At 41.9% G+C, this 20,681-nt stretch carries 18 protein-coding genes and 1 other annotated feature; of the genes, 5 read left to right on the top strand and 13 right to left on the bottom strand.

Annotation, left to right across the window (positions count from 1 at the left end):
- Window positions 1–232: 232 nt before the first annotated feature.
- The 11 genes from DP73_RS13670 to ilvE form a co-directional block, all read right to left on the bottom strand.
- A complete protein-coding gene (locus DP73_RS13670) occupies window positions 233–1,453 on the bottom strand; it encodes an MFS transporter (protein WP_205623394.1) in 1,221 nt (406 codons plus the stop codon).
- Between the two features lie 146 nt (window positions 1,454–1,599).
- On the bottom strand, window positions 1,600–2,277 hold the full coding sequence (locus DP73_RS13665; RefSeq protein ID WP_034600261.1) for a serine/threonine protein kinase: 678 nt from the start codon (window positions 2,275–2,277) through the stop codon (window positions 1,600–1,602).
- A gap of 331 nt (window positions 2,278–2,608) precedes the next feature.
- Entirely contained in the window at window positions 2,609–3,862 is a 1,254-nt protein-coding gene (locus DP73_RS13660) for a glutamate-5-semialdehyde dehydrogenase (protein WP_034600225.1), read from the bottom strand.
- A gap of 52 nt (window positions 3,863–3,914) precedes the next feature.
- On the bottom strand, window positions 3,915–5,030 hold the full coding sequence (gene proB / locus DP73_RS13655; RefSeq protein ID WP_034600260.1) for a glutamate 5-kinase: 1,116 nt from the start codon (window positions 5,028–5,030) through the stop codon (window positions 3,915–3,917).
- Between the two features lie 2 nt (window positions 5,031–5,032).
- Window positions 5,033–5,842 (bottom strand): pyrroline-5-carboxylate reductase, encoded by an 810-nt coding sequence (proC, locus tag DP73_RS13650; RefSeq protein WP_034600224.1) that lies wholly within the window; start codon window positions 5,840–5,842, stop codon window positions 5,033–5,035.
- Between the two features lie 746 nt (window positions 5,843–6,588).
- Window positions 6,589–6,811: a binding site (T-box leader), on the bottom strand.
- Between the two features lie 126 nt (window positions 6,812–6,937).
- Window positions 6,938–7,999 carry a 3-isopropylmalate dehydrogenase gene (gene leuB, locus DP73_RS13645; protein WP_034600223.1) on the bottom strand — a complete coding sequence of 354 codons (1,062 nt, stop codon included), beginning with the start codon at window positions 7,997–7,999 and terminating at the stop codon, window positions 6,938–6,940.
- Window positions 8,000–8,049: 50 nt separating this feature from the next.
- Window positions 8,050–9,570, bottom strand: a complete 1,521-nt coding sequence (locus DP73_RS13640) for a 2-isopropylmalate synthase (RefSeq protein WP_034600222.1) — start codon at window positions 9,568–9,570, stop codon at window positions 8,050–8,052.
- Between the two features lie 209 nt (window positions 9,571–9,779).
- Window positions 9,780–10,778: a ketol-acid reductoisomerase gene (ilvC, locus tag DP73_RS13635; RefSeq protein WP_034600220.1), complete on the bottom strand. Its 999-nt coding sequence runs from the start codon at window positions 10,776–10,778 to the stop codon at window positions 9,780–9,782.
- Between the two features lie 86 nt (window positions 10,779–10,864).
- Window positions 10,865–11,344, bottom strand: a complete 480-nt coding sequence (gene ilvN, locus DP73_RS13630) for an acetolactate synthase small subunit (protein ID WP_014903616.1) — start codon at window positions 11,342–11,344, stop codon at window positions 10,865–10,867.
- Window positions 11,345–11,348: 4 nt separating this feature from the next.
- The gene (gene ilvB, locus DP73_RS13625; RefSeq protein ID WP_034600219.1) at window positions 11,349–13,040 is read right to left on the bottom strand and encodes a biosynthetic-type acetolactate synthase large subunit; all 1,692 of its coding nucleotides are present in this window, start codon (window positions 13,038–13,040) and stop codon (window positions 11,349–11,351) included.
- 26 nt (window positions 13,041–13,066) lie between these two features.
- Window positions 13,067–13,948, bottom strand: a complete 882-nt coding sequence (gene ilvE, locus DP73_RS13620; RefSeq protein ID WP_128751415.1) for a branched-chain-amino-acid transaminase — start codon at window positions 13,946–13,948, stop codon at window positions 13,067–13,069.
- Between the two features lie 367 nt (window positions 13,949–14,315).
- On the opposite strand from ilvE, the gene DP73_RS13615 reads away from it, so the two are divergent.
- The 4 genes from DP73_RS13615 to DP73_RS13600 all read left to right on the top strand — a co-directional run bounded on the left by DP73_RS13615 (window position 14,316) and on the right by DP73_RS13600 (window position 17,320).
- Window positions 14,316–15,608, top strand: a complete 1,293-nt coding sequence (locus tag DP73_RS13615) for a homoserine dehydrogenase (RefSeq protein WP_034600216.1) — start codon at window positions 14,316–14,318, stop codon at window positions 15,606–15,608.
- A gap of 30 nt (window positions 15,609–15,638) precedes the next feature.
- On the top strand, window positions 15,639–16,538 hold the full coding sequence (gene thrB / locus DP73_RS13610; RefSeq protein WP_034600215.1) for a homoserine kinase: 900 nt from the start codon (window positions 15,639–15,641) through the stop codon (window positions 16,536–16,538).
- 79 nt (window positions 16,539–16,617) lie between these two features.
- Window positions 16,618–16,809 carry a hypothetical protein gene (locus DP73_RS13605; protein WP_034600214.1) on the top strand — a complete coding sequence of 64 codons (192 nt, stop codon included), beginning with the start codon at window positions 16,618–16,620 and terminating at the stop codon, window positions 16,807–16,809.
- 187 nt (window positions 16,810–16,996) lie between these two features.
- Window positions 16,997–17,320: a hypothetical protein gene (locus DP73_RS13600; protein ID WP_034600213.1), complete on the top strand. Its 324-nt coding sequence runs from the start codon at window positions 16,997–16,999 to the stop codon at window positions 17,318–17,320.
- A gap of 58 nt (window positions 17,321–17,378) precedes the next feature.
- Here the strand turns inward: DP73_RS13600 and DP73_RS13595 are convergent, their stop codons facing one another.
- Window positions 17,379–18,305, bottom strand: a complete 927-nt coding sequence (locus DP73_RS13595; RefSeq protein ID WP_034600212.1) for an NAD(P)/FAD-dependent oxidoreductase — start codon at window positions 18,303–18,305, stop codon at window positions 17,379–17,381.
- Window positions 18,306–18,540: 235 nt separating this feature from the next.
- Between DP73_RS13595 and DP73_RS13590 the strand changes: the two genes are divergently transcribed.
- Entirely contained in the window at window positions 18,541–20,109 is a 1,569-nt protein-coding gene (locus DP73_RS13590; protein WP_034600211.1) for an amidohydrolase family protein, read from the top strand.
- 26 nt (window positions 20,110–20,135) lie between these two features.
- Here the strand turns inward: DP73_RS13590 and thpR are convergent, their stop codons facing one another.
- Entirely contained in the window at window positions 20,136–20,681 is a 546-nt protein-coding gene (thpR, locus tag DP73_RS13585; protein WP_034600209.1) for an RNA 2',3'-cyclic phosphodiesterase, read from the bottom strand.

The following is a 20,681-nucleotide window of genomic DNA, read 5'->3' as shown; positions in this document are numbered from 1 at the left end:
TAATTGTATTATAGAGTTGAGATCTTAAAAAAAACTTAGTTAAATCTTAGGAATTTCTTAAAATCTAATTAAAACTATTCTGTAGAACATAGAACAATCGTACTCAATCGGCGAAGAGGTCACACATTATAAAGCCTCGATTTTACAAGTTAATTACCCTGCTCATACGCAAAAAAGGACTTGAATCAAAATTTTGATCTCAAGTCCTTTTACTAGGAATTACTTTAGCTAATTAAAGTTTGGGGATTGGTTTTCCTGCTTCTATTAATACTTTGTTACCTAACAAGAAAAATCCTTGAATAAACATTAACAAGCCTGTACCAATAAGCAACCATTCAATCATAATAATGTCTGATAATGGTCCGAACAAGAGCATTCCTAAAGGCATCATGGAGCTTGAAATCATCCCTAGAACTCCAAACACTCTTCCCAGAAAATCTTCCTCTACTTTTTCTTGCAATAGGACTGTTGAAGGCGTGTTGAAAACCGGCATTGCAATTCCTACCAACCCCATAAAAATAAGGTAAATCCAAAAAACCGGAATCATTCCTAGGGCAAAGGTGCAGATTCCAATTACGAGACTTGATAGTGTCATGGTGTGAACCTTGTTCTTAAAACCACCCCAAGAAGCCATAATAATGCCGCCAAGCATCATCCCAATTGAAAAAGTAATTTCTATTGCCGTCAAACGCCAAACATCGTTACCGAAACTACGAGTAACTTGCAGAGGAGTTAAAAAGGCAACAGGTGCTGCTAAGAAAAAGAAGCCGGCACAAAACAAAAAAAACCTCTTCACATATCCATGACTTCTGATGTAATTGAATCCGTCACTCAGATCTCTAAAATAACTCAGAGTTTGTTTTTCTAATGCTTTCGCGTGGACAGGGACATGCAAAAATAAAAGCAAAACTAAAACAGCAATAACTGCTGTGATCACATCTATAAAAAATATTAATTCGATACTAGCCATTGTCAGTAGGACACCACTTAACATTGGGGACAGCAACATAACTAGCGCTTGTATTGTTCCATTCGTGGCGTTCACCTGAGTTAGTTTATCCTCCGGTACTAGTTGGGGGAGGAATGCTCCTACCGCAGGCATTTGAATAGCTGATCCAAGTGCACGTATAGCGGACATTACGAAAAGGAGCCAAAGAGCATCATGGCCTAGTAGAAACAAAATTGCCAGAACCAGCGTCGATAATGCAATCAATGAATCGGATAAAATGATGAGGGTCTTACGATTATAACGATCCGCCCATACCCCAGCAAATGGTGAAAGAAATAAGGTAGGCAAAAAACCGCAGACAATGGCTAATGTCATCATTATTCCAGACTGGGATTTTAAGGTAATATGCCACATAATTGCATACTGAACCAGGGATGATCCAAAGAGGGAAACGGTCTGACTAACTAAAAAAAGTATAATGTTTCTTTTCCAACTTACATTCATATCGATTATTTTCTCCAAATCACTTTGTTGCTGTTTCAGTTTTTTATTCTCACTAAGCATTCAAAACACCATTGTCACTAGTACCAATCGATTATCATTAATTACATTATTTCCCGATCTTTTGACTAGTATAAAAAAAACTTGCATCAGAAGTGAAGTCTTTCCTGAAAAGGATTAATGAGATCTTTCACAAAATCTTGAATATTTAGGCTCTCGGGTCTTGTCTGGTTATACCATTTTCGTACATTTTCTATAAGCCAGAAAGGCAGGGCTTTTCCATCAAATAGGTGATAGTGCTCCTTATACCCTTCTTTCAAGTATTCCCACCTTTTATCATTTCCTGGCGTCATATACTCAGAGACATCAACAAGTTTTACCTGACCCTCATGAAATAGTATATTTTTCAGATGAATGTCTCTTGGGTTCAGTCCTCTGCTGAGTACATAGTCTATCGCATTATCAACCTCAACTATGACCTGTTTAGGTATATGAATTCCTTGTAAAAGACAATCATATAGAGTCATTCCTGCTTCGTAACTAATTACCAGATAGTTTAATCCTTTGCCATAATACACAGGAAAATACTTCGAGCAACCTAGCTTCAAATAAACTTTGCTCTCTTGTTCTAACTTTTCTAGCTTGTCATTACTAAACACTTTATAGGCATACTGAGGTGCGGATATGAAGCGAAACACTGCGGCATCCGTCCCTCTCCCGATACACTTAAGCGTATTAGATTTAGATTGCACGAGAACTAGCTCATTTTTGCCATTTAAAGAGACTTTCACTTTACTTAATTCTCTCTTCGCAATATCCCACTCCATTAATGCCACACCCTTTGTCTCATGTCTCAATGATGCTCCACTTTTCGCATAAACTCTAACCTTTATTACAATCACATAAAACTATTAATCAATTTACAAATTATACTCGTCTTAGAGTAATCCTAGTCTACCATAAAAGGCCGCCAAATGGCGGCCTTTTTACAGTAAATATTGCTTTAATGAACCTTTTGCAGCATGGTCTGCCCAAGTACAGCCAATTCGATCTACCTTTACATCTAAGAACAACGTGGATATAAGCAACTCTCAAATAGTTTCACAAACATCGAGGAACCGTAACCGATAAAATCCTGATAAATTTTAATGTTATAAATTAATTAACAATTTGTCCATCTCCATATACCATGTATTTAATCGTCGTCAATTCTCTCAACCCCATTGGGCCTCGGGCATGCAACTTCTGAGTGCTGATTCCTATCTCTGCTCCAAAGCCGAAGCGTCCTCCATCCGTAAATCGTGTTGAAGCATTTACATAAACCGCAGCTGCATCTATTTCTCTCAAGAACCTTTGAGCCTTTGAGTAGTTCTCTGTGATAATCGTTTCCGAATGCTTTGTAGAATATCGATAGATATGATCAAGAGCCCCATTTAGACCTGGCACGACTTTAACACTTAATATAAGATCGAGATGTTCTTCCACCCAGTCTTCTTCACTGGCAGGGGAAGCGTAAGACAAGATTTCACACGTTCTCAAGCACCCTTTAATCTGAACTTGCTTTTTTTGCAGTTCTTCACCAATCAAGGGAAGAAAGTCTTCCGCAATCCCTTCATCAACAAGCATGGTTTCCAAAGCGTTACAGACCCCTGGATTTTGGGTCTTGGCATTGATAATAACAGGGACAGCCTTCTCAAAATCTGCATCTTGATCAACAAATGCATGACACATTCCGGTTCCCGTTTCAATCACCGGAACAGAGGCATTAGTTACCACCGCTTGAATCAGCCCTGCCCCGCCCCTAGGTATAACCACATCAACATATTCATTTAAACGGATTAACTGTTGAATCCATTCTCTATTTGTCTCTGTAATTAATTGAATTGAACCTGCTGGCAATCCGCTTGCCTCAGCAGCTTCAGCTATAACTCTCGCCAAGACTTTATTGCTTTCTAAGGCCTCTGACCCGCCCCTCAGGATTACAACATTTCCTGACTTTAGACACAAGGCAGCTGCATCCACTGTTACATTAGGCCTTGCCTCATAAATCATGGCCACGACTCCTAATGGAACACGAGTTTGTTGAATACGCAAGCCATTCGGACGTGTCCACACTTCCCCTTCTCCAACCGGATCTCGTAACGCTACTACCTCATTGAGAGATTGACTAATTTGAGCGATACTCGCTGATGATAATTTTAATCTATTTACTAAGCTTTTCTTTAGACCCTTCTCTTCAGCAGCTTTAACATCTAGGCTATTTGCCCTAAGGATTTCTTCCTCATTTTTTAGGAGTGCTTCTGACATAAAGATTAGGGCTTTATTTTTGGCCTCCGTGCTGGCAAAAGCTAATTGTCGGGCTGCTTGTTTTGCTTTATTCCCTATCTCAATTAATTCCGGAAAAAACATAATAATCGACCTCCCTTAGAAAACATTATATTAAATTCCATATTAAACCTATGCCTTATGCATCAACCATAAGTGTCATATTGTCTCGATGAACTACTTCTTCGCCATCGAAGTTCTCAACAAATTGATGCAACTTCTCAGAGTGCAAACCCTTTACCAGCTTTACCTCAGTATCGCTTAGCTCTACAACACCTCTAGCAATTTCTTCTCCCTGAGAATTAATGATGCGAACGATTTCTTTTCGTTCCCAAGTTCCTTCAACATTTGTAATTCCTTTAGCAAGTAAACTTTTTCCTTCTTCCACAAGAGCTTTGGCCGCACCTTCATCAACTTTAATACTACCCTCAGACAATCCTGCGTAGGCAATCCAACGCTTTCGACCTGCTAGTCGATGTTTGAGCGGTTGAAAAAATGTTCCCAAAGGTTCTTGGCTTTTAGTTGATGGGCTAAGTTCCGGCAATCTTGTAAAGTTTAAAAGCAGCATTCCAATTCCAAAACGTGTAGCTATCTTGGCGGCCCGAAGTTTGGTAACCATTCCTCCAGTTCCTAATAAACTTCCCGCCCCACTTGCCATACATTCAACGGCTGAAACATCGTTAACCTCTTTAATTAGCTGAGCGGATTGATCCTTTTTGGGATTTGCAGAGTATAAGCCATCGACATCCGTTAAAATCACCAATAAATCTGCCCCAACTAGTCCGGCAACTAAGGCGGATAAAGTGTCATTATCTCCAAAACAAAGTTCATCCACTGCAACTGTGTCATTTTCATTAATGATGGGCACAACTTGTAAACGCAGTAATTTCTCTAAAGTGTTTTGGGCGTTTCTATAGTGAGAGGCTTGGGCCAAATCAATACGGGAAAGTAAGATTTGAGCTCCTATTATTCCTTGGCGTTCAAGATAACGGGTATACATCTCGATGAGAACTCCTTGACCCACAGCTGCTACGGCTTGTTTGCCCGCCAAATCACGCGGACGAGCTGTAAGCTTTAGTTGTCCCATCCCGGCTGCTACTGCTCCAGATGAAACGATTATGCACTCAACTCCACTCTGCTTTAAGGCGGCAATGACTGAGGCAATCTCATTAATTGCACGCTCATCAATCCCACCTTGTGGATGGTTTAAGCTGCTGCTCCCTATTTTCAAGACAACCCTGCGAACCTCAGTCATTTTCACTCCGAATACTCCCCTTCCAAGTCTTCCGCTCGCCTAGCACAAGCCCAAGCTGCGTTCTGAACTGTCTGAGCCAATTTTTCCTCCATAAACACATTGAGGGCAGCATAGGTCGTCCCATTGGGCGAAGTAACTTCCTCACGCAATTTTCCCGGTGATTTATCACTTTCTGCAATCATTTTTCCCGATCCAATTAGGGTTTCAAGCACTAAGACCTCTGCTTCCGCTTCACTGAGGCCTAATTCCACCCCGGCCTTGATTAAGCTTTCAGCGAAAAGATAAAAATATGCCGGCCCACTGCCACTGATAGCTGTTAAAGCATTGATATTCTTTTCAGGCACCCACATAATCTTACCTGTGGCCGAAAAGATCTTTTCTCCCACACTGGCCTGCTCATCATTGACATTATCACCTCGCACCAATCCCGTCATGGAATGAAGTACAGCAGTTGAAGTATTAGGCATTGCTCTAACCACTGCAACCCCCGGCAAATACTTATAAAACACCTTCAAGGGGACACCTGCTGCTACACTAATCACAAGTTTATCCTGCAACGAAAAACCTGCTAAATCTTTCAAGACCCCTTGGACATCCTTCGGCTTAACTGCAATAATCAAGACCTTAGAATCTTCTACAAGCTCAGTTAACGAGGTGGCGCTAACCTTATATCTGTCAACCAACCCCTGAAGTCGTCCTCGATTGGAAAGATTAGTCACTCTAATCTCAAGGGCACTATTTGCCTTCTTTAAACCACTAATCATAGCCTCCGCAATATTTCCCCCACCAATAAAACCAATACTTTGTGACATATCACAACCATCCTTCCCAAACCATTATTTATTAAAAAGCCCATCAGAAAAATGCTTTAGGCGACCTTACCTAATTTCAAGCTCATACACCTACTCCTATTAGCATTTCCCTAACTGCAAGAACATTCTCTCTCAATCCCCAAACGTCTTGAACAATAAGTTCAAGGAAACCATACATCCTCAAATTATCCACCTGAACGGTCAATAACTCCCAACTTGCACATCCCCGTTCCCAGCCCCAGTCGACCAGAAAGCTAAGGAGCCAATAGCTTAGTGAACACTTCAGTGGAGTTCACGATAAAGCGAGTGCCGATGCTGAAGGCCAATTGCGCCCGGGTTAACTTCCTGCGCCGCCCAGAGGTTGGCGCAATTCCTTCTGCACCAACGAGCCAGTTAACGCAACGTGTGTGAGCGGGCTATGGCTCCTTACTTGCACATCCCCGTTCCCAGCCCCGTCGACCAGAAAGCTAAGGAGCCAATAGCTTAGTGAACACTTCAGTGGAGTTCACGATAAGGCGAGTGCCGATGCTGAAGGCCAATTGCGCCCAGGTTCACTTCCTGCGCCGCCCAGAGGTTGGCGCAATTCCTTCTGCATCCAACGAGAGAGCGCTGACACAGGACGTGTCGAGTGCACCGCCCGCCAAGGATGGCATAGGGCGGTGCGGAACGCAACGTGTGTGAGCGGGCTATGGCTCCTTACTTTCATAAGACCCAAAGACCTAAAAAAAGGCCCCTTTCATCCTTATATCAAGGACGAAAGAAGCCTTCCGCGGTACCACCTTTATTGCCAATGCCAACTCATCACTGCCAGATTGATCTAACAAAATTCCGCATAACGGTGGATACCGTCCGATTCATCATCAGAGCATCACGACTGGGGTTCTGATACCGAAGGTGGAAAAACTCTCAGCAACTGTTTTTCTCTCTGAACACTATCGTCTATCATACTAGGTCGATCACATGCTATATTCTCTATCCAGTTAGGTATACTTTATCTTAATTAATTAAAATTTTCAAGTGTGTTTCTAACATAACCTGGAAAATACATTAAAACTAAGGCAATGCTCCATCACTTTTAATCACTACTATCATAAACTATTTAAGCGCTTCAACTACAGCATTGCCCATTTCACGAGTGCCCAGAACCTTGTCGCCTGGTTTTGCTAAATCAGCGGTTCTATACCCTTCTTGCAATACTTGCTCAACCGCTCTCTCAATTTTCTGTGCCTCCTCCTCTAATCCAAAGGAGTAACGCAACATCAGAGCACCTGAGAGAATCGTGGCCAAAGGATTAGCAATGTTCTTTCCTGCAATATCCGGGGCTGACCCATGAGCTGGTTCATAGAGTCCTTTACTGCCATTTAAGCTTGCCGAAGAGATCATTCCAATCGATCCCATGAGCATAGAAGCTAAATCTGTCAGGATATCTCCAAACATGTTCTCAGTTACGATTACATCAAACTGCTCCGGCCAACGAACCAATTGCATGGCGGCATTGTCGACATACATATGGGTTAATTCAACTTCCGGATAATTTTTAGCAACTTCAAGAGTAATCTCTCTCCAAAAACGAGAAGACTCAAGGACATTTGCTTTGTCAACAGAACAAAGCTTTTTACGCCGCTTCATTGCCGTTTGGAAACCAAGTTCTACAATACGCTGAATTTCTTCCTCAGTATAGATCAAGTTATCAAAGGCACTTCTTGGGTTAGTTCCTCTCCCTTTCTCACCAAAGTAAAGTCCACCTGTCAATTCTCGCAATACAACAAGGTCAACGTTTTTAACCACTTCAGTTTTAAGAGTAGAGGCATCTACTAACATTGGGAGCATCTTAACAGGGCGAATATTTGCAAAAAGGCCTAAAGCTTTTCTAATCGCCAGCAATCCTCCCAGTTCAGGACGTTGGGGAGCTGGGAGGGTATCCCACTTAGGCCCACCCACTGAACCTAATAGAATCGCGTCAGCTCTCTGTGCAGCTTCAAGTGTTGCATCCGGCAAAGCTTTGCCCACTTCATCAATTGCTGCTCCCCCTATCAAGCCATATTCAAACTTAAGGCTTTGAGGATGATCCTTTAATACAGCTTCTAACACCTTTACAGCTTCCGGGGTTATTTCTAACCCAATACCATCACCGGGAAGTACTAAAACATTAGGCATTATTTTTCCTCCTTCAACTTAGAGATAAGTCCACCGGCACGAATCAGTTCTTACTGTTTAATCTCAATCCAGCCTCGTGTGTAAGCTCGATTTACTGCTTGGAGATAACCTCTTACACTTGCTTCGATAATATCCGTACTAACTCCACGTCCAGCAACTAGATTCTCGCCAAATTTTACACTTACCGTAACTTCCCCTTGCGCATCTTCGCCGCCATCAAGTGCTTGTAGGGAATAATGACTTAATTTCCCCTGAGTTCCCAACACTTTGTCAATGGCTTTAAAAGCGGCATCTACAGGCCCGTCCCCACAGGCGGCATCAGCGAGTCTTTGCCCTTGATACATCAACCCAACTGTAGCTGTGGGAACTAAATGAGTTCCACTTGAAATCTGCAGGTAATCTAAATTTATCTGATCAGTTTTCTCTTTCTGTTCATCTACTAAAGAGAACAGATCGGCTGTGGTCACTTCCCGCTTTCGATCGGCCAAAAGTTTAAACCGAGAAAACAAATCTTCAAAATGACTATCCTCTAACTCCAGTCCCAGATCTGACAGCCTCTGCTGAACAGCGTGACGTCCTGAATGTTTCCCTAGGACAATGGATTCGGCATCAATTCCAATAATACTTGGCGACATAATTTCATAGGTGGAACGTTCTTTCAGCATACCATCTTGGTGGATACCGGATTCATGGGCAAAAGCATTCTTACCTACAATTGCCTTGTTATGCTGAATCATCATTCCCGTCAGACGACTTACTAATTGACTAGTTCTGGCTATCTCTGAGGTTACAATACTGGTTTCCACATCAAACTGATCCCGGCGTGTGTGTAAAGCCATGACAAGTTCTTCTAAGGCTGCATTCCCGGCTCTTTCACCAATTCCATTTACCGTGCACTCCAGCTGATGTACACCTACCCCAACTGCAGCAAGGGAATTGGCAACTGCCAAGCCTAAATCGTTATGGCAGTGGACACTGACTTTCACCTTTTCAATCCCAGTTGTTCGTTCCATAATTGCTTTTAAAAATGCAGCATACTCTTCAGGCGTGGCATAGCCTACCGTATCGGGAACGTTAAGCACAGTTGCCCCAGCTTGAATAACCCCTGAGAAAACTCTAGCCAAAAAATCCACATCACTGCGGGAAGCATCTTCAGCACTAAACTCAATATCACTAACCTTGGATTTTGCCAATCGAACAGCCTGGACAGCTTGTTCAAAAACTTCGTCCGGTGATTTTTGTAATTTGTACTGCATATGTATGGGGGAAGTAGCTATAAAGGTATGAATACGAGGAGACTCTCCGCCTGATATTGCCTCCCAGGCACGTTCTATATCTTTGGCATTGGCCCGAGCAAGGGCGGCCACCCCTACATTTCTTACCTCTTGAGCAATCCTGCGTACTCCTTCAAAATCTCCTGGGGAGGCTATAGGAAACCCCGCTTCAAGAACATTAACCCCCAGTTTTCCTAATTGGTGGGCAATTAGCAGTTTTTCCTCTGCATTAAGTGCTACTCCGGGAGATTGTTCGCCATCTCTAAGAGTAGTATCAAAGATCTCAATCCGCCGCATTACTCAAACATCCTTCCGGTTACTATTGAAAAGCATTGTTGCAAAGAGTGAACAAGTGAATCTGGGTGGAAACTCGACAAACTCGGCTAAGTGTAAATATTGCTGCAAATTCTATCTTAAATTTAATCAGATCATTGCCACGAATGGCAATGATCTGCATTCCTTCAAAATAAGTAGTCTCAGCCGTAAAGCGGCTAAAATGGTATCAACTATTCGTGTTTTTTCAACCAGCTCATCATTCCTCTTAATTGCTCCCCAACTTTTTCAATAGGATGATTTGCTTCGTTACGAGTCATAGCATTAAAGGCAGGACGATTTGCTTGGTTCTCTAGTAACCATGCTTTTGCAAAACGACCATCTTGAATTTCTTCAAGAACTCGTTTCATTTCTTTACGGGTTTCTTGGGTAATAATGCGTTTTCCAATGGTCATATCCCCGTATTGAGCCGTATCAGATACTGAATATCTCATCCAGCTCATACCGCCTTCATACATTAAATCAACGATGAGCTTTAACTCATGTAAACACTCAAAGTAAGCGATTTCCGGCTGATAACCGGCCTCGACCAAGGTATCAAAACCAGCTTTAACCAGCTCAGAGGCTCCTCCGCAAAGGACAGCTTGTTCTCCGAAGAGGTCAGTTTCTGTTTCTTCACCAAAAGATGTCTCTAAAACGCCGGCTTTGGTTGATCCAATTCCTTTAGCGTAAGCTAAGGCCAATTCTTTGGCCTTACCGGAAGCATCTTGGTGAACGGCAATCAGGGCTGGAACTCCTGCCCCTTCAGTGTAAGTACGACGCACTAAATGTCCTGGGCTTTTCGGAGCCACCATGAAGACATCTACATCACTTGGAGGGACAATTTGACCGAAATGAATATTAAATCCATGAGAAAAGACTAAAGCTTTTCCGGAGGTTAGATGTTGCTTAATCTCTTCATTGTATACTTTACTTTGGGTTTCATCCGGAAGCAAAATTTGAATAACATCTGCTCGCTTAGCAGCCTCTTCTACTGTCATAACTTCAAAGCCTGCAGCTTGAGCACGTTCAGTACGCGCACTGCCAGGACGAAGTCCAATAACTACATTCAGTCCAGAATCTTTGAGGTTTTGAGCTTGAGCATGTCCTTGACTCCCATAACCCATTACTGCGATAACTTTGCCTTTTAATAACTCTAAATTTGCGTCTACATCATAATACATTTTTGCCATCTTTCTAAAACTCCCTTTCAACTATAAGCCTTGCCTTTAAATAACCAAAGCCATTTTTTATTATACTACACAAGGAAAATCTTTCACTATGCTTCTGACCGCAAAATTGCAACTTTTCCAGTGCGTACTAACTCCATTAGTCCATAAGGTTGAATTGCGTGGACAAACGCATCAATTTTGGGTATATCACCGGTTAATTCAACGGTTAAATTCGTTCTACCCATATCCACAACCCGCCCGCGGAAAATATCCACTGTTTGGAGAACCGCAGACCGTGTTTCACTACTGACTTGAACCCGAATTAAGGCAAGTTCACGATCAACAACACATTCACCAGTATAATCCGAAACCGAGTGAACAACCACTAGTTTGCTTAATTGATTTCGTACCTGTTCTATGATTTGATCATCCCCATTAACGACGATTGTCATTCGCGATAGCTCGGGATCTTCTGTTTGACAGACTGTCAGACTATCGATATTATAACCTCGCCGGGTAAACAATCCTGCAACACGAATCAAAACTCCAGGATTGTTCTCCACAAGAACTGCCAGTGTATGCAACATATTATTACCTCACAATCATTTCAGTAATAAGTTTACCCGGGGGAACCATAGGTAGGACATTTTCATTTTCTGAGATAGCGATCTCTACCAGTACCGGGCCAGGATGGCTAAATGCCTCCTCAAAAGCGCCACGAACCTGTTCGAGGGAATTCACATGAATGCCGTGGATTCCATAGGCTTCTGCCACTTTGACAAAGTCAGGGCTGCCTTGAAGACTAATTTGACTATAACGCTCAGCATAAAACATTTTTTGCATTTGCCGAACCATACCAAGAACTCCATTATTAAGAAGGACAATCTTAATAGGAAGTTGATTCTGAGCAATGGTACCCAACTCTTGAATCGACATTTGGAATGATCCATCACCGGTTATTACCACGACTTTTTCATTGGGACGGGCAATTTGCGCTCCTATGGCCGAAGGTAAGCCATAACCCATAACGCCTAGACCGCAGCTGGTTGCATAATTGCGCGGGTTAACTGCCGGATAATACTGAGCAGCCCACATTTGATGCTGTCCAACATCTGTGGTGACAATGGTTTCTCCGCCGGCTACTTCTCCGAGACACTGAATGACCATCTGAGGTGTGAGTCTATCCTTGTCATACTCCAGGGTATGATTCGCCTTCCAGTCATGCAGCTGATTCCACCACTCTGTAACTTGAGGTACCGGAAAAGCCGGCAGAACCTCGAGCATCTCTGTTATTACTTGGCGCGCATCGCCAACGATTTGGATATCTGTTTTTACCACTTTCCTGATCTCAACCGGATCGATATCAATATGAATAACCTTAGCTTTAGTCGCAAACCGATGCCCTATACCGCTTGTTACACGGTCATCAAAACGCACACCCACCGCAATTAACAAATCACAATCGTCCACCGCATAGTTGGCTGTCACTGTTCCATGCATTCCAACCATACCTAATGAGTTTGGATGTTCAAAAGGAAGGCTTCCTGTTCCCATCAAGGTAGTAACCAATGGGATGGATGTTTTATCAATAAATTGCCTCAAAACATCTTCTGCTCCTGCTGTAACGACCCCGCCCCCCGCATATAAAACAGGCTTTCGAGACTCGGAAAGCACTTTGACCACTTCTTCAATCTTTCCATTGTTGGCTTGGCCAAACACTTTATACCCTTTTAACTTCATTTCATTAGAAAAAGGAATAACATTTTCAGCCGCCAGAACATCTTTGGGCAAATCAATGAGAACAGGACCCGGACGACCGGTACGAGCAATATAAAAAGCCTCTCTCACAATCCTAGGCAGATCTCGGGCGTCTTTAACCAAATATGAATGTTTGGTAATCGGCATTGTAATTCCAATAATATCTACCTCTTGAAAAGAGTCGGAGCCTATTGAACTTGTGGGAACCTGCCCGGTCAAAACAACCATAGGGATGGAGTCTAAGAAAGCATTAGCGATACCGGTTACCAGATTCGTGGCTCCCGGACCGGATGTCCCTAAGCAAACTCCAACTTTCCCAGTTACTCTGGAATAACCATCCGCTGCAAAAACAACTCCCTGTTCATGCCGCGCCAATACATGACGAACTGGACTATCTAAGAGAGCGTCATACAGTGGAAGCAATACCCCTCCGGGATACCCAAAGATGACGTCAACACCTTCCTGTTGTAAGGCATTTAATAAGATATGGGCGCCAATTAGTCCTGTTTTTTCTTCTTCACTCATTGTTTTCCCTCCCTAAACATTTGCTCTTACATGCTGTATATTTCAGGGCCGTTCACCTGGGTAAGAGCCCTAAACTCCTTCAGTAGCTGTTTAAATATTGAACCCGGTTTCCCAAGCCCAATTTCACGTCCATCGACATTTCTAACAGGAATCAATTCAGCAGCTGTACCGGTTAGGAAGCACTCATCAGCAGTATACATATCATGACGAGTAAACAACATTTCCTTTACTTCTATATCTAGGGTTTGAGCAAGTTGTATTACAGTATTTCGGGTAATACCTTCTAGTATTCCTGCCGAAAGAGGCGGAGTGAGTAAAACATTATTACGGTAGATAAAAATATTATCCGCTGTCCCCTCCGCAACATAACCGTCTTGAGTGAGCATAATCGCTTCTATAACTCCCGCTTGAGTACATTCTATTTTTGCTAAAACATTATTAAGATAATTAAGGGATTTGATTCTGGGATTTAAAGAATCCGGATTATTCCTTCTTATTGCAACGGTTTTCACATTTAGCCCTTGCTCGTACATGGTTTGCTCAAAAAGCTTGATTTGTGCTGCTATACAGATAATCGTGGCTTTAGAACAATTATTGGGGTCGAGTCCCAGATCTCCTTTTCCTCGTGAAACGACCAGGCGTATATAGGCATCTTTCAAATCATTTTTACGGAGTGTTTCGAGGACAACCTCAGCCATATCTTCCTTATTAATCCCGATGGTAAGATTAATAGATTTAGCTGATTCATAAAGGCGTTTTAAATGTTCTTCTAATTTAAACACTCGACCGTGATACGCTCGAATCCCCTCAAAAATGCCGTCCCCATATAAAAAGCCATGATCAAAAACTGAAACTTTGGCATCTTCTTCAGCAACAAATGAACCATTTAAATAAATGAACATTCTTATCTCCTCCACTCCTATTGTTAGTAAAAGAAATTAAAAATCCCAAGCGTAGTCCCCTTAGCAACGTGGAACTTTCCGCTTGGGTTTTTTCTACCCACGGTGTAAACCCATTATGGATTCTGTACCGCTCGGACCAGTCAGGTTCTCCCTTAAGAGAGAGCTTACCTCGGAACCCTAGATACACTTCCTGTTATATTACATTTGTATCGAGAACTTTGTGTATATGATACAGAATACATTCCTCAGTGTCAACCCTAATTTCTTAGAATTGTAGGAAATTCCTATAGAATTTCCTTGTCAAAGCTAGATAGTCCAAGGTATAATGTCCACTATGCAGATACATTTGTATTTTCGAGAGGAGTGACTTATCATGTCCATTAAAATAGGTATCTTAGGTCTAGGCACTGTAGGATGCGGTGTTGTACAAGTATTGCAACAAAATGCTGAAGATATACAAACCCGTACTCATTGCGATCTTCAGATAAAGGCAATCCTTGACCGTGACCTTCATCGTGAGCGAGATGTCAGCGGCGATTTTCTGCTGACAGATCAGCCCGAAGAAGTTCTTCATGATCCTGAAATAGACATTATTGTTGAAGTAATGGGCGGTATCGAGCCTGCTCGTACCTTTATACTAGATGCTTTGAAACATGGAAAAAATGTCGTTACTGCTAATAAAGATCTTATAGCAGTTCACGGTCACGAATTGCTTGACGCAGCCAATGAAGCTGGAAAAGACTTATATTTTGAAGCAAGTGTCGGAGGTGGAATTCCGATTATTGCGGCTCTAAAAGAATCCCTTTCAGCCAATAAAATCACTCATTTGCTTGGTATCATTAATGGAACCACCAACTATATTCTTACTGCAATGGCTGAACAGGGACGTGAGTATGCGGAAGTTCTTGCTGAAGCCCAACAACTAGGGTATGCCGAAGCCAATCCTTCATCCGATGTGGATGGCTTAGATGCTGCACGTAAGCTGGCTATCCTTGCTTCTATAGCATTTAATTCGCGAGTTGCACTTAATGACGTCTTTGTAGAAGGTATCTCAAAAATCACCCGTGAGGATTTAACCTACGCTGCAGAGCTGGGGTGCACAATTAAGCTTTTAGCTGTAGCTAAACATCAAGATGAAGGAATTGAAGTTCGCGTTCACCCGGCTATATTGCCTCTCACCCATCCCCTTGCTTCAGTAAATGGTGTTTTTAACGCTATTTATGTGGTTGGAGACGCTGTTGGAGAAACTATGTTTTATGGACGCGGTGCAGGTTCATTGCCTACTGGGAGTGCAATCGTCTCGGATATTATGCGCATTGCCCGCAATCTCAAATCGAATTCCATGTCTTCAATCAATTGTACTTGTTACCTTGACTTACCCCTCAAATCCTCGTCAGACTTTTATACCGCCTTTTATATACGTCTGCTTGTCAAAGACGAACCTCGTGTCTTGGCAACTCTGGCTTTACTTTTTGCTGAAGCGAACATTAGTTTTGCTTCCATTATCCAAAAACAACGAGGTAAGGATCAGGCAGAAATAGTCCTAGTAACTCACCCTTGCCGTGAAGGTGCACTCCAGGAGGCCCTCGATTCTGTTAAGGCCTACAGCAAAGTCCTTAGCATTGATAACGTTATCCGTTTTGAAAAAGATTATCCAGAATCATAATATCCCAATTCTTTATAAGGGAGGAATATGATGTTCCAAGTTAAGATACCCGCCACTTCTGCCAATCTCGGACCTGGATTTGATTGTTTGGGCATGGCCCTTCAGTTATACAATAGGATTACAGTAGAAACCAACCGACCTTTTCGAATTACTTTGTCAGGCTCTTACAAAGAGGGCATTCCAACGGATGATACTAACCTGGTCTGGAAAACAATGTGCCATTTTTGGGATCTTATCAATTACCCTATCCCTAATCTCGACTTAACCTTTGAAAACTTCATTCCTCCTGCCAGAGGCTTAGGAAGTAGTTCAGCTGCCATTGTCGGAGGACTGGTAACCGCCAACACTTTAGCCGGATCCCCCTTCACAAAATTAGAGCTTCTTCAGGTAGCCAACGCCCTTGAAGGGCACCCCGACAATGTTACTCCAGCTTTATATGGTGGTGTTACTTTATCAGTTTCTACTGAAAACGGAGTACTTCCAAGAATTTTAACTCAGTCTCCTAACTTTAAAGCAGTTGTGACTATCCCCAATATGCACCTAAACACCAAAAAGGCGCGTGGGATCTTACCAGATCAAGTACATCGTAAAGATGCCGTTTTTAACATTTCCCACGTCTCCTTGCTTACTGAAGCTTTTATTAGAGGAAACTACTCGCTCTTAAAAGAAGGTATGCGTGATACACTTCACCAAAATCAACGCGCTGCTCTGATTCCCGGATTACTGGAAACACTTGAAGCAGCTCTCGAAACAGGTGCCTATGGCTCTGCCTTAAGTGGATCCGGCCCCACGCTGTTGGCCTTAATCCCGGATAACCTCGAAAAAGATGTCCCTTTAAGTATGACGAAGGTGTTAGAGCGGCATGGAATAAACGCCACGGCTTTGGTTCTGAATATCGATACCAGCGGGGCATTCACTTCCCTAATCTAGGTAACAACTTGTACTATTCCCTCATAACTTATAGTAAGACCAGCCTATAGGCAGTCAAGAAGATATAGGGGGACATGAAATGTCAGATTTAGTTATCTCAGATGAAAGGGCCTGTGTTAAACCCTGCTCTAATGATGTAATAAGTATGTTAATAGGCGCATTTATTGCCGGAATTGGTCTCTTTCTCATTGGTTCTCCAACATCCGGTGCAGTTACTACCATCGTGGGATTTATTCTTTTCCTTATAGGAGTTATCCTTTTCACCCTTTAAGTGCCAATCATCATTTGCATACTTGAGGCCGATGTCAACGATAGAGTTCGCTGACATCGGCCCTTTTTGCGTCGGAAAAACAGTTACAAACCATATTTGCTGATTGTATAAACAATCGGACCTAATTCTACATATCCTAATTAGTAAATAATGGATTTTGTTATCGTTAGAAAGGAGTAAGATTCCTATGAATAGAGACTATCATGCAATTAAGCTATTCAAGAAAAATAGGGAGATAGATAGTACTGATTATGAGCCGCTGGTAAAAGAAGACTCTTCAAACACAGAGCAAAAAATACCGGAACTCATCATTCGACCCTTGGAGTCAAAAGAAAGGGAAAACAGTTCAACAAATTCCGAACTACCTCCTCTTCTGCCAAACTTCTCAACAATTGCTCAGACCCTACTGGGGGTATTCACAGAAAACCGTAATAACTCTCCTCTCAACTTATTAAAAAATAAAGATATTCTAAGCTGGCCAATTTGGTCAATATTCAAAAGTCCTAAATAGTTATTGAAATGACTAAAGCCGCTGTTTTGCATCATCAGCATCCAACGGCTTTAATCGATTAGTGAATTGGTACAACCTCATTAGAGGTTTGATCAATAGGATTCGTAGATTTTAAGCTGTCTAAGTATTTAACTGCCTGCAAAGCAGCCGTTCCTCCTTCTCCGGCTGCCTTAATCAATTGATAGGGCTGCCCTGTACAGTCTCCTGCTGCAAATAAACCCGGCATACTTGTCTCCAGTTTATGATTAACCTTAATCGCCGAGTCCTCCATTTCAAGGCCAGAGATTAGTTGTTCAGCCGGTAAGGTATCGCGTAAGATAAAGACGCCCTCAACCTCTAATTGTTCATTTCCAAGGTCAAGCTTTTCCACTTTTTGATTCCCAATTATTTCTTTAACCTTACCTTTTTTAATCTCAACTCGGGAGTCAACTTTAACAATGTCAGTGTAATAGGGGATATAGTAAACTTTCGAACAAATATTTACCATATAATTTGCTTCATCTTCCCCTTCTTGATTATATGAAATAATAGCAACTTGTTTATCTTTATAAAGAGGTCCATCACAAGTAGCACAATATCCTACCCCACGGCCTAATAATTCAGCTTCTCCCGGAAATAGCTTTTCAGCGGAAACCCCTGTGGCAATAATTACAGAATCAGCCTCAAAAGATTGATCTTTACCCATAAGCGTATAGGGCGGCCCGGGATAAATATTTGTCACTTTAAAATACTTAATGGGAATGTCTTTTTCCATTACGTGATCCAGGAAGCGCTGGCGAAGTTCCTCTCCCCCTATTTCTGGGGTTCCAAGCCAGTTGTCAACTTGTGGGGCTTTAGCGAGTTTGGGACTACATACTTCCGAACCTAGTAAAACAAAATCTCGATTACGAATCTTGGCATTAAGAGCTGCAGATAAACCAGCAGGTCCACAACCGATAATTGCTAATTCATAGTGATCTTTTAAACCATTCAGTTCTTCAGACATCAAAACATCCTCCTTTTTGCGTTACAATATGTCATGGCATAGTGTTCCCCGAATTATGCCAATACATATAAACTCAAAGAGATATTTTGAACTCGTTAAGGTTTGTGAGGGATTGCATTTTCCCTAAACCCAGTTTGACGGTAATTGTTCAGAATAATATAATACACCCAGGATTTATGTCAGCATAAAACTGAGGAGTAATAAAATTGATGTTAAGAATATCGATGATTATGGCATGAAATGTGATCTTTTAATAACTAATGGAACAATAATTGATGGTACAGGAAGGTCTGCATATAATGGCGATCTGGCTGTCAATAAAGGGAAAATCATTGCTATCTCCCCCCTTATAAATTGCCAAGCCGATAGAATTATTAACGCTGCCGGCTTAACCGTCTGTCCAGGATTCATTGATCCTCACGTCCATGAGGAGCTTACAGTTTTACAAAGGAGTATATTCGAAGAGTATTTGCGTCAAGGAGTTACTACCATAATTAACGGTAACTGCGGCCACTCTATAACTCCCTATTCTGCTGATAATATTTATAGCTACATGGTAAAAAAAGGGCTCATTTCCCATCAAACAAAAGAACGAAATAAGCTCAGCGTTCCTTCATGGACAAACTTTGCCGGCTATATAGATGTTGTCAAGAACAAGGGTTCCAATTTGAACATGGGGTTTCTCCTAGGACATGGCACTATAAGATGGAGTATTATGGGAGATGCAAAAAACAGGAAACCGACCAACATTGAAGAAACTAAGATTGTCAATTTACTTGAAGAGGGTATGGAGCAAGGGGCATTAGGACTATCGACGGGTCTAACCTATAGCCCGAGTAAATATGCGGATACTCACGAAATCATCAAATCTGCTAAAGTAGTGCAAAAATACGATGGTATATATACTTCTCATATCCGAAGCTATTTAGGTACCCTAGAAGCGGTAAAAGAAGCCATCCAAATTGGTACCGCTACAGGCATACGGGTACAGGTATCCCATCTAACCCCCAATTGTCCGGAAGGATTCGATGAGATATTAAAAGCCCGGAAAAATGGATTAGAGATAGCTGTCGATACTATCCCCAAAAGCAGCGGACATTTTCGACGTAAGGATAGATTGTTCCAGTATTTAACAACAAAAGAGTTGCTAACCTTTGAAGAAAAACGAAAGTTAGTAAAAAGATTATACTCTAAGGAGAATCTAACCATTGTTAACACCGGCGTCCCCGACCTGGAAAATCGAACGTTAAAAGAAATTTCTTTAGAACGTATGATCAGTGTCGATGAGCTCATCCTAGAACTATTAGATAATGACCGTAAAGAAATTACCTTCTGTCAGGGCGGACTTATTCGAAAGGATTTTCCCGGTACACCTTATACCCATAATATAGCCCACAACCCGTATTTGATGGTGGGCTCAGATAAGGTAAATGGGGAAATAGACGATCCCTTTGCCTGGTACGAACTGTATCGAAAGGGTGCCTTTCCTATTTTTATTAATTTGTGCCGAGAAAGTGGTATCAAACTTGAGGAGATTATTCGCAGGATTACCTCTTTGCCGGCAGAACATTTTCGTTTAAGTAACAGAGGGACACTCAGCCAGGGAAAAGTCGCTGATATTACAATTATTGATATGAATAATTATAATTATCCTACCGATAATGAAATCAACTATAAAACCCCCTTGACAGTATGCAAAGGGGTTAAGTATACAATTGTTAACGGCAGAGTAGCCTTAAATGATGGGATAATAGAGAATACATATTCTGGCCAATTATTATCGAGAAATGGTCAGGTGTTATGACAAAGCAAGATTATGTTAAAGCACGATTAAGTTTCTAATCGTGCTTTAAATACATCTGTATAGACTCTCTTCCCGCGGATAGCCTTACTCTCAAACAGAACAATTTCAGATACCAAAAAATCACCAATTTTTTTTGCCAAAGCGTCTTGCATTGCAGCGTTGTTACAATTAGGTCTTGATGCCAAAGTTATATGGGGTTTAAATTGGCGTTCTTCTACTCGAAACCCCTTATCCTTTAGCTGGACATGCAGGTAATCCCTTACTTTATGAAGTTCATCTAAATCTCCATTGACCGCTGTCCATAAGGTATGAGGCCTCTTAAAAGACGGGAATGCCCCTAAGCCAGTAATATTTAAGTCAAAAGGCTTACAATCCCTGGCAACCTGAGAGATTATTTCTGACAGTGTTATAACCTTGTTCGGGTCTATTTCCCCTAAAAATTCTAAGGTAATATGAAAGTTATCCTGGGATTTGAAGAACCCGCTAACTCCACGAGCTCTTAGCTCAGACTGAAATTCAACAAGGGCTTCTTTAAGGTGAACAGGCAAATCAACCCCGATAAATAATCTCAT

The organism is Desulfosporosinus sp. HMP52 (assembly GCF_000765145.1).
Lineage (GTDB): Bacteria > Bacillota > Desulfitobacteriia > Desulfitobacteriales > Desulfitobacteriaceae > Desulfosporosinus.
Note: the sequence above shows the minus strand (reverse complement) of the source record. Positions and strands in the feature narration are given on the sequence as shown.

Bases quoted from the DNA above. Each gene is read 5' to 3' on its own strand.
- DP73_RS13670 (WP_205623394.1), bottom strand. From the start codon at position 1,453: ATGAATGTAAGTTGGAAAAGAAACATTATACTTTTTTTAGTTAGTCAG.
- DP73_RS13665 (WP_034600261.1), bottom strand. From the start codon at position 2,277: ATGGAGTGGGATATTGCGAAGAGAGAATTAAGTAAAGTGAAAGTCTCT.
- proB (WP_034600260.1), bottom strand. From the start codon at position 5,030: ATGACTGAGGTTCGCAGGGTTGTCTTGAAAATAGGGAGCAGCAGCTTA.
- proC (WP_034600224.1), bottom strand. From the start codon at position 5,842: ATGTCACAAAGTATTGGTTTTATTGGTGGGGGAAATATTGCGGAGGCT.
- leuB (WP_034600223.1), bottom strand. From the start codon at position 7,999: ATGCCTAATGTTTTAGTACTTCCCGGTGATGGTATTGGGTTAGAAATA.
- DP73_RS13640 (WP_034600222.1), bottom strand. From the start codon at position 9,570: ATGCGGCGGATTGAGATCTTTGATACTACTCTTAGAGATGGCGAACAA.
- ilvC (WP_034600220.1), bottom strand. From the start codon at position 10,778: ATGGCAAAAATGTATTATGATGTAGACGCAAATTTAGAGTTATTAAAA.
- ilvN (WP_014903616.1), bottom strand. From the start codon at position 11,344: ATGTTGCATACACTGGCAGTTCTTGTGGAGAACAATCCTGGAGTTTTG.
- ilvB (WP_034600219.1), bottom strand. From the start codon at position 13,040: ATGAGTGAAGAAGAAAAAACAGGACTAATTGGCGCCCATATCTTATTA.
- DP73_RS13615 (WP_034600216.1), top strand. From the start codon at position 14,316: ATGTCCATTAAAATAGGTATCTTAGGTCTAGGCACTGTAGGATGCGGT.
- thrB (WP_034600215.1), top strand. From the start codon at position 15,639: ATGTTCCAAGTTAAGATACCCGCCACTTCTGCCAATCTCGGACCTGGA.
- DP73_RS13605 (WP_034600214.1), top strand. From the start codon at position 16,618: ATGTCAGATTTAGTTATCTCAGATGAAAGGGCCTGTGTTAAACCCTGC.
- DP73_RS13600 (WP_034600213.1), top strand. From the start codon at position 16,997: ATGAATAGAGACTATCATGCAATTAAGCTATTCAAGAAAAATAGGGAG.
- DP73_RS13595 (WP_034600212.1), bottom strand. From the start codon at position 18,305: ATGTCTGAAGAACTGAATGGTTTAAAAGATCACTATGAATTAGCAATT.
- DP73_RS13590 (WP_034600211.1), top strand. From the start codon at position 18,541: ATGAAATGTGATCTTTTAATAACTAATGGAACAATAATTGATGGTACA.
- thpR (WP_034600209.1), bottom strand. From the start codon at position 20,681: ATGAGATTATTTATCGGGGTTGATTTGCCTGTTCACCTTAAAGAAGCC.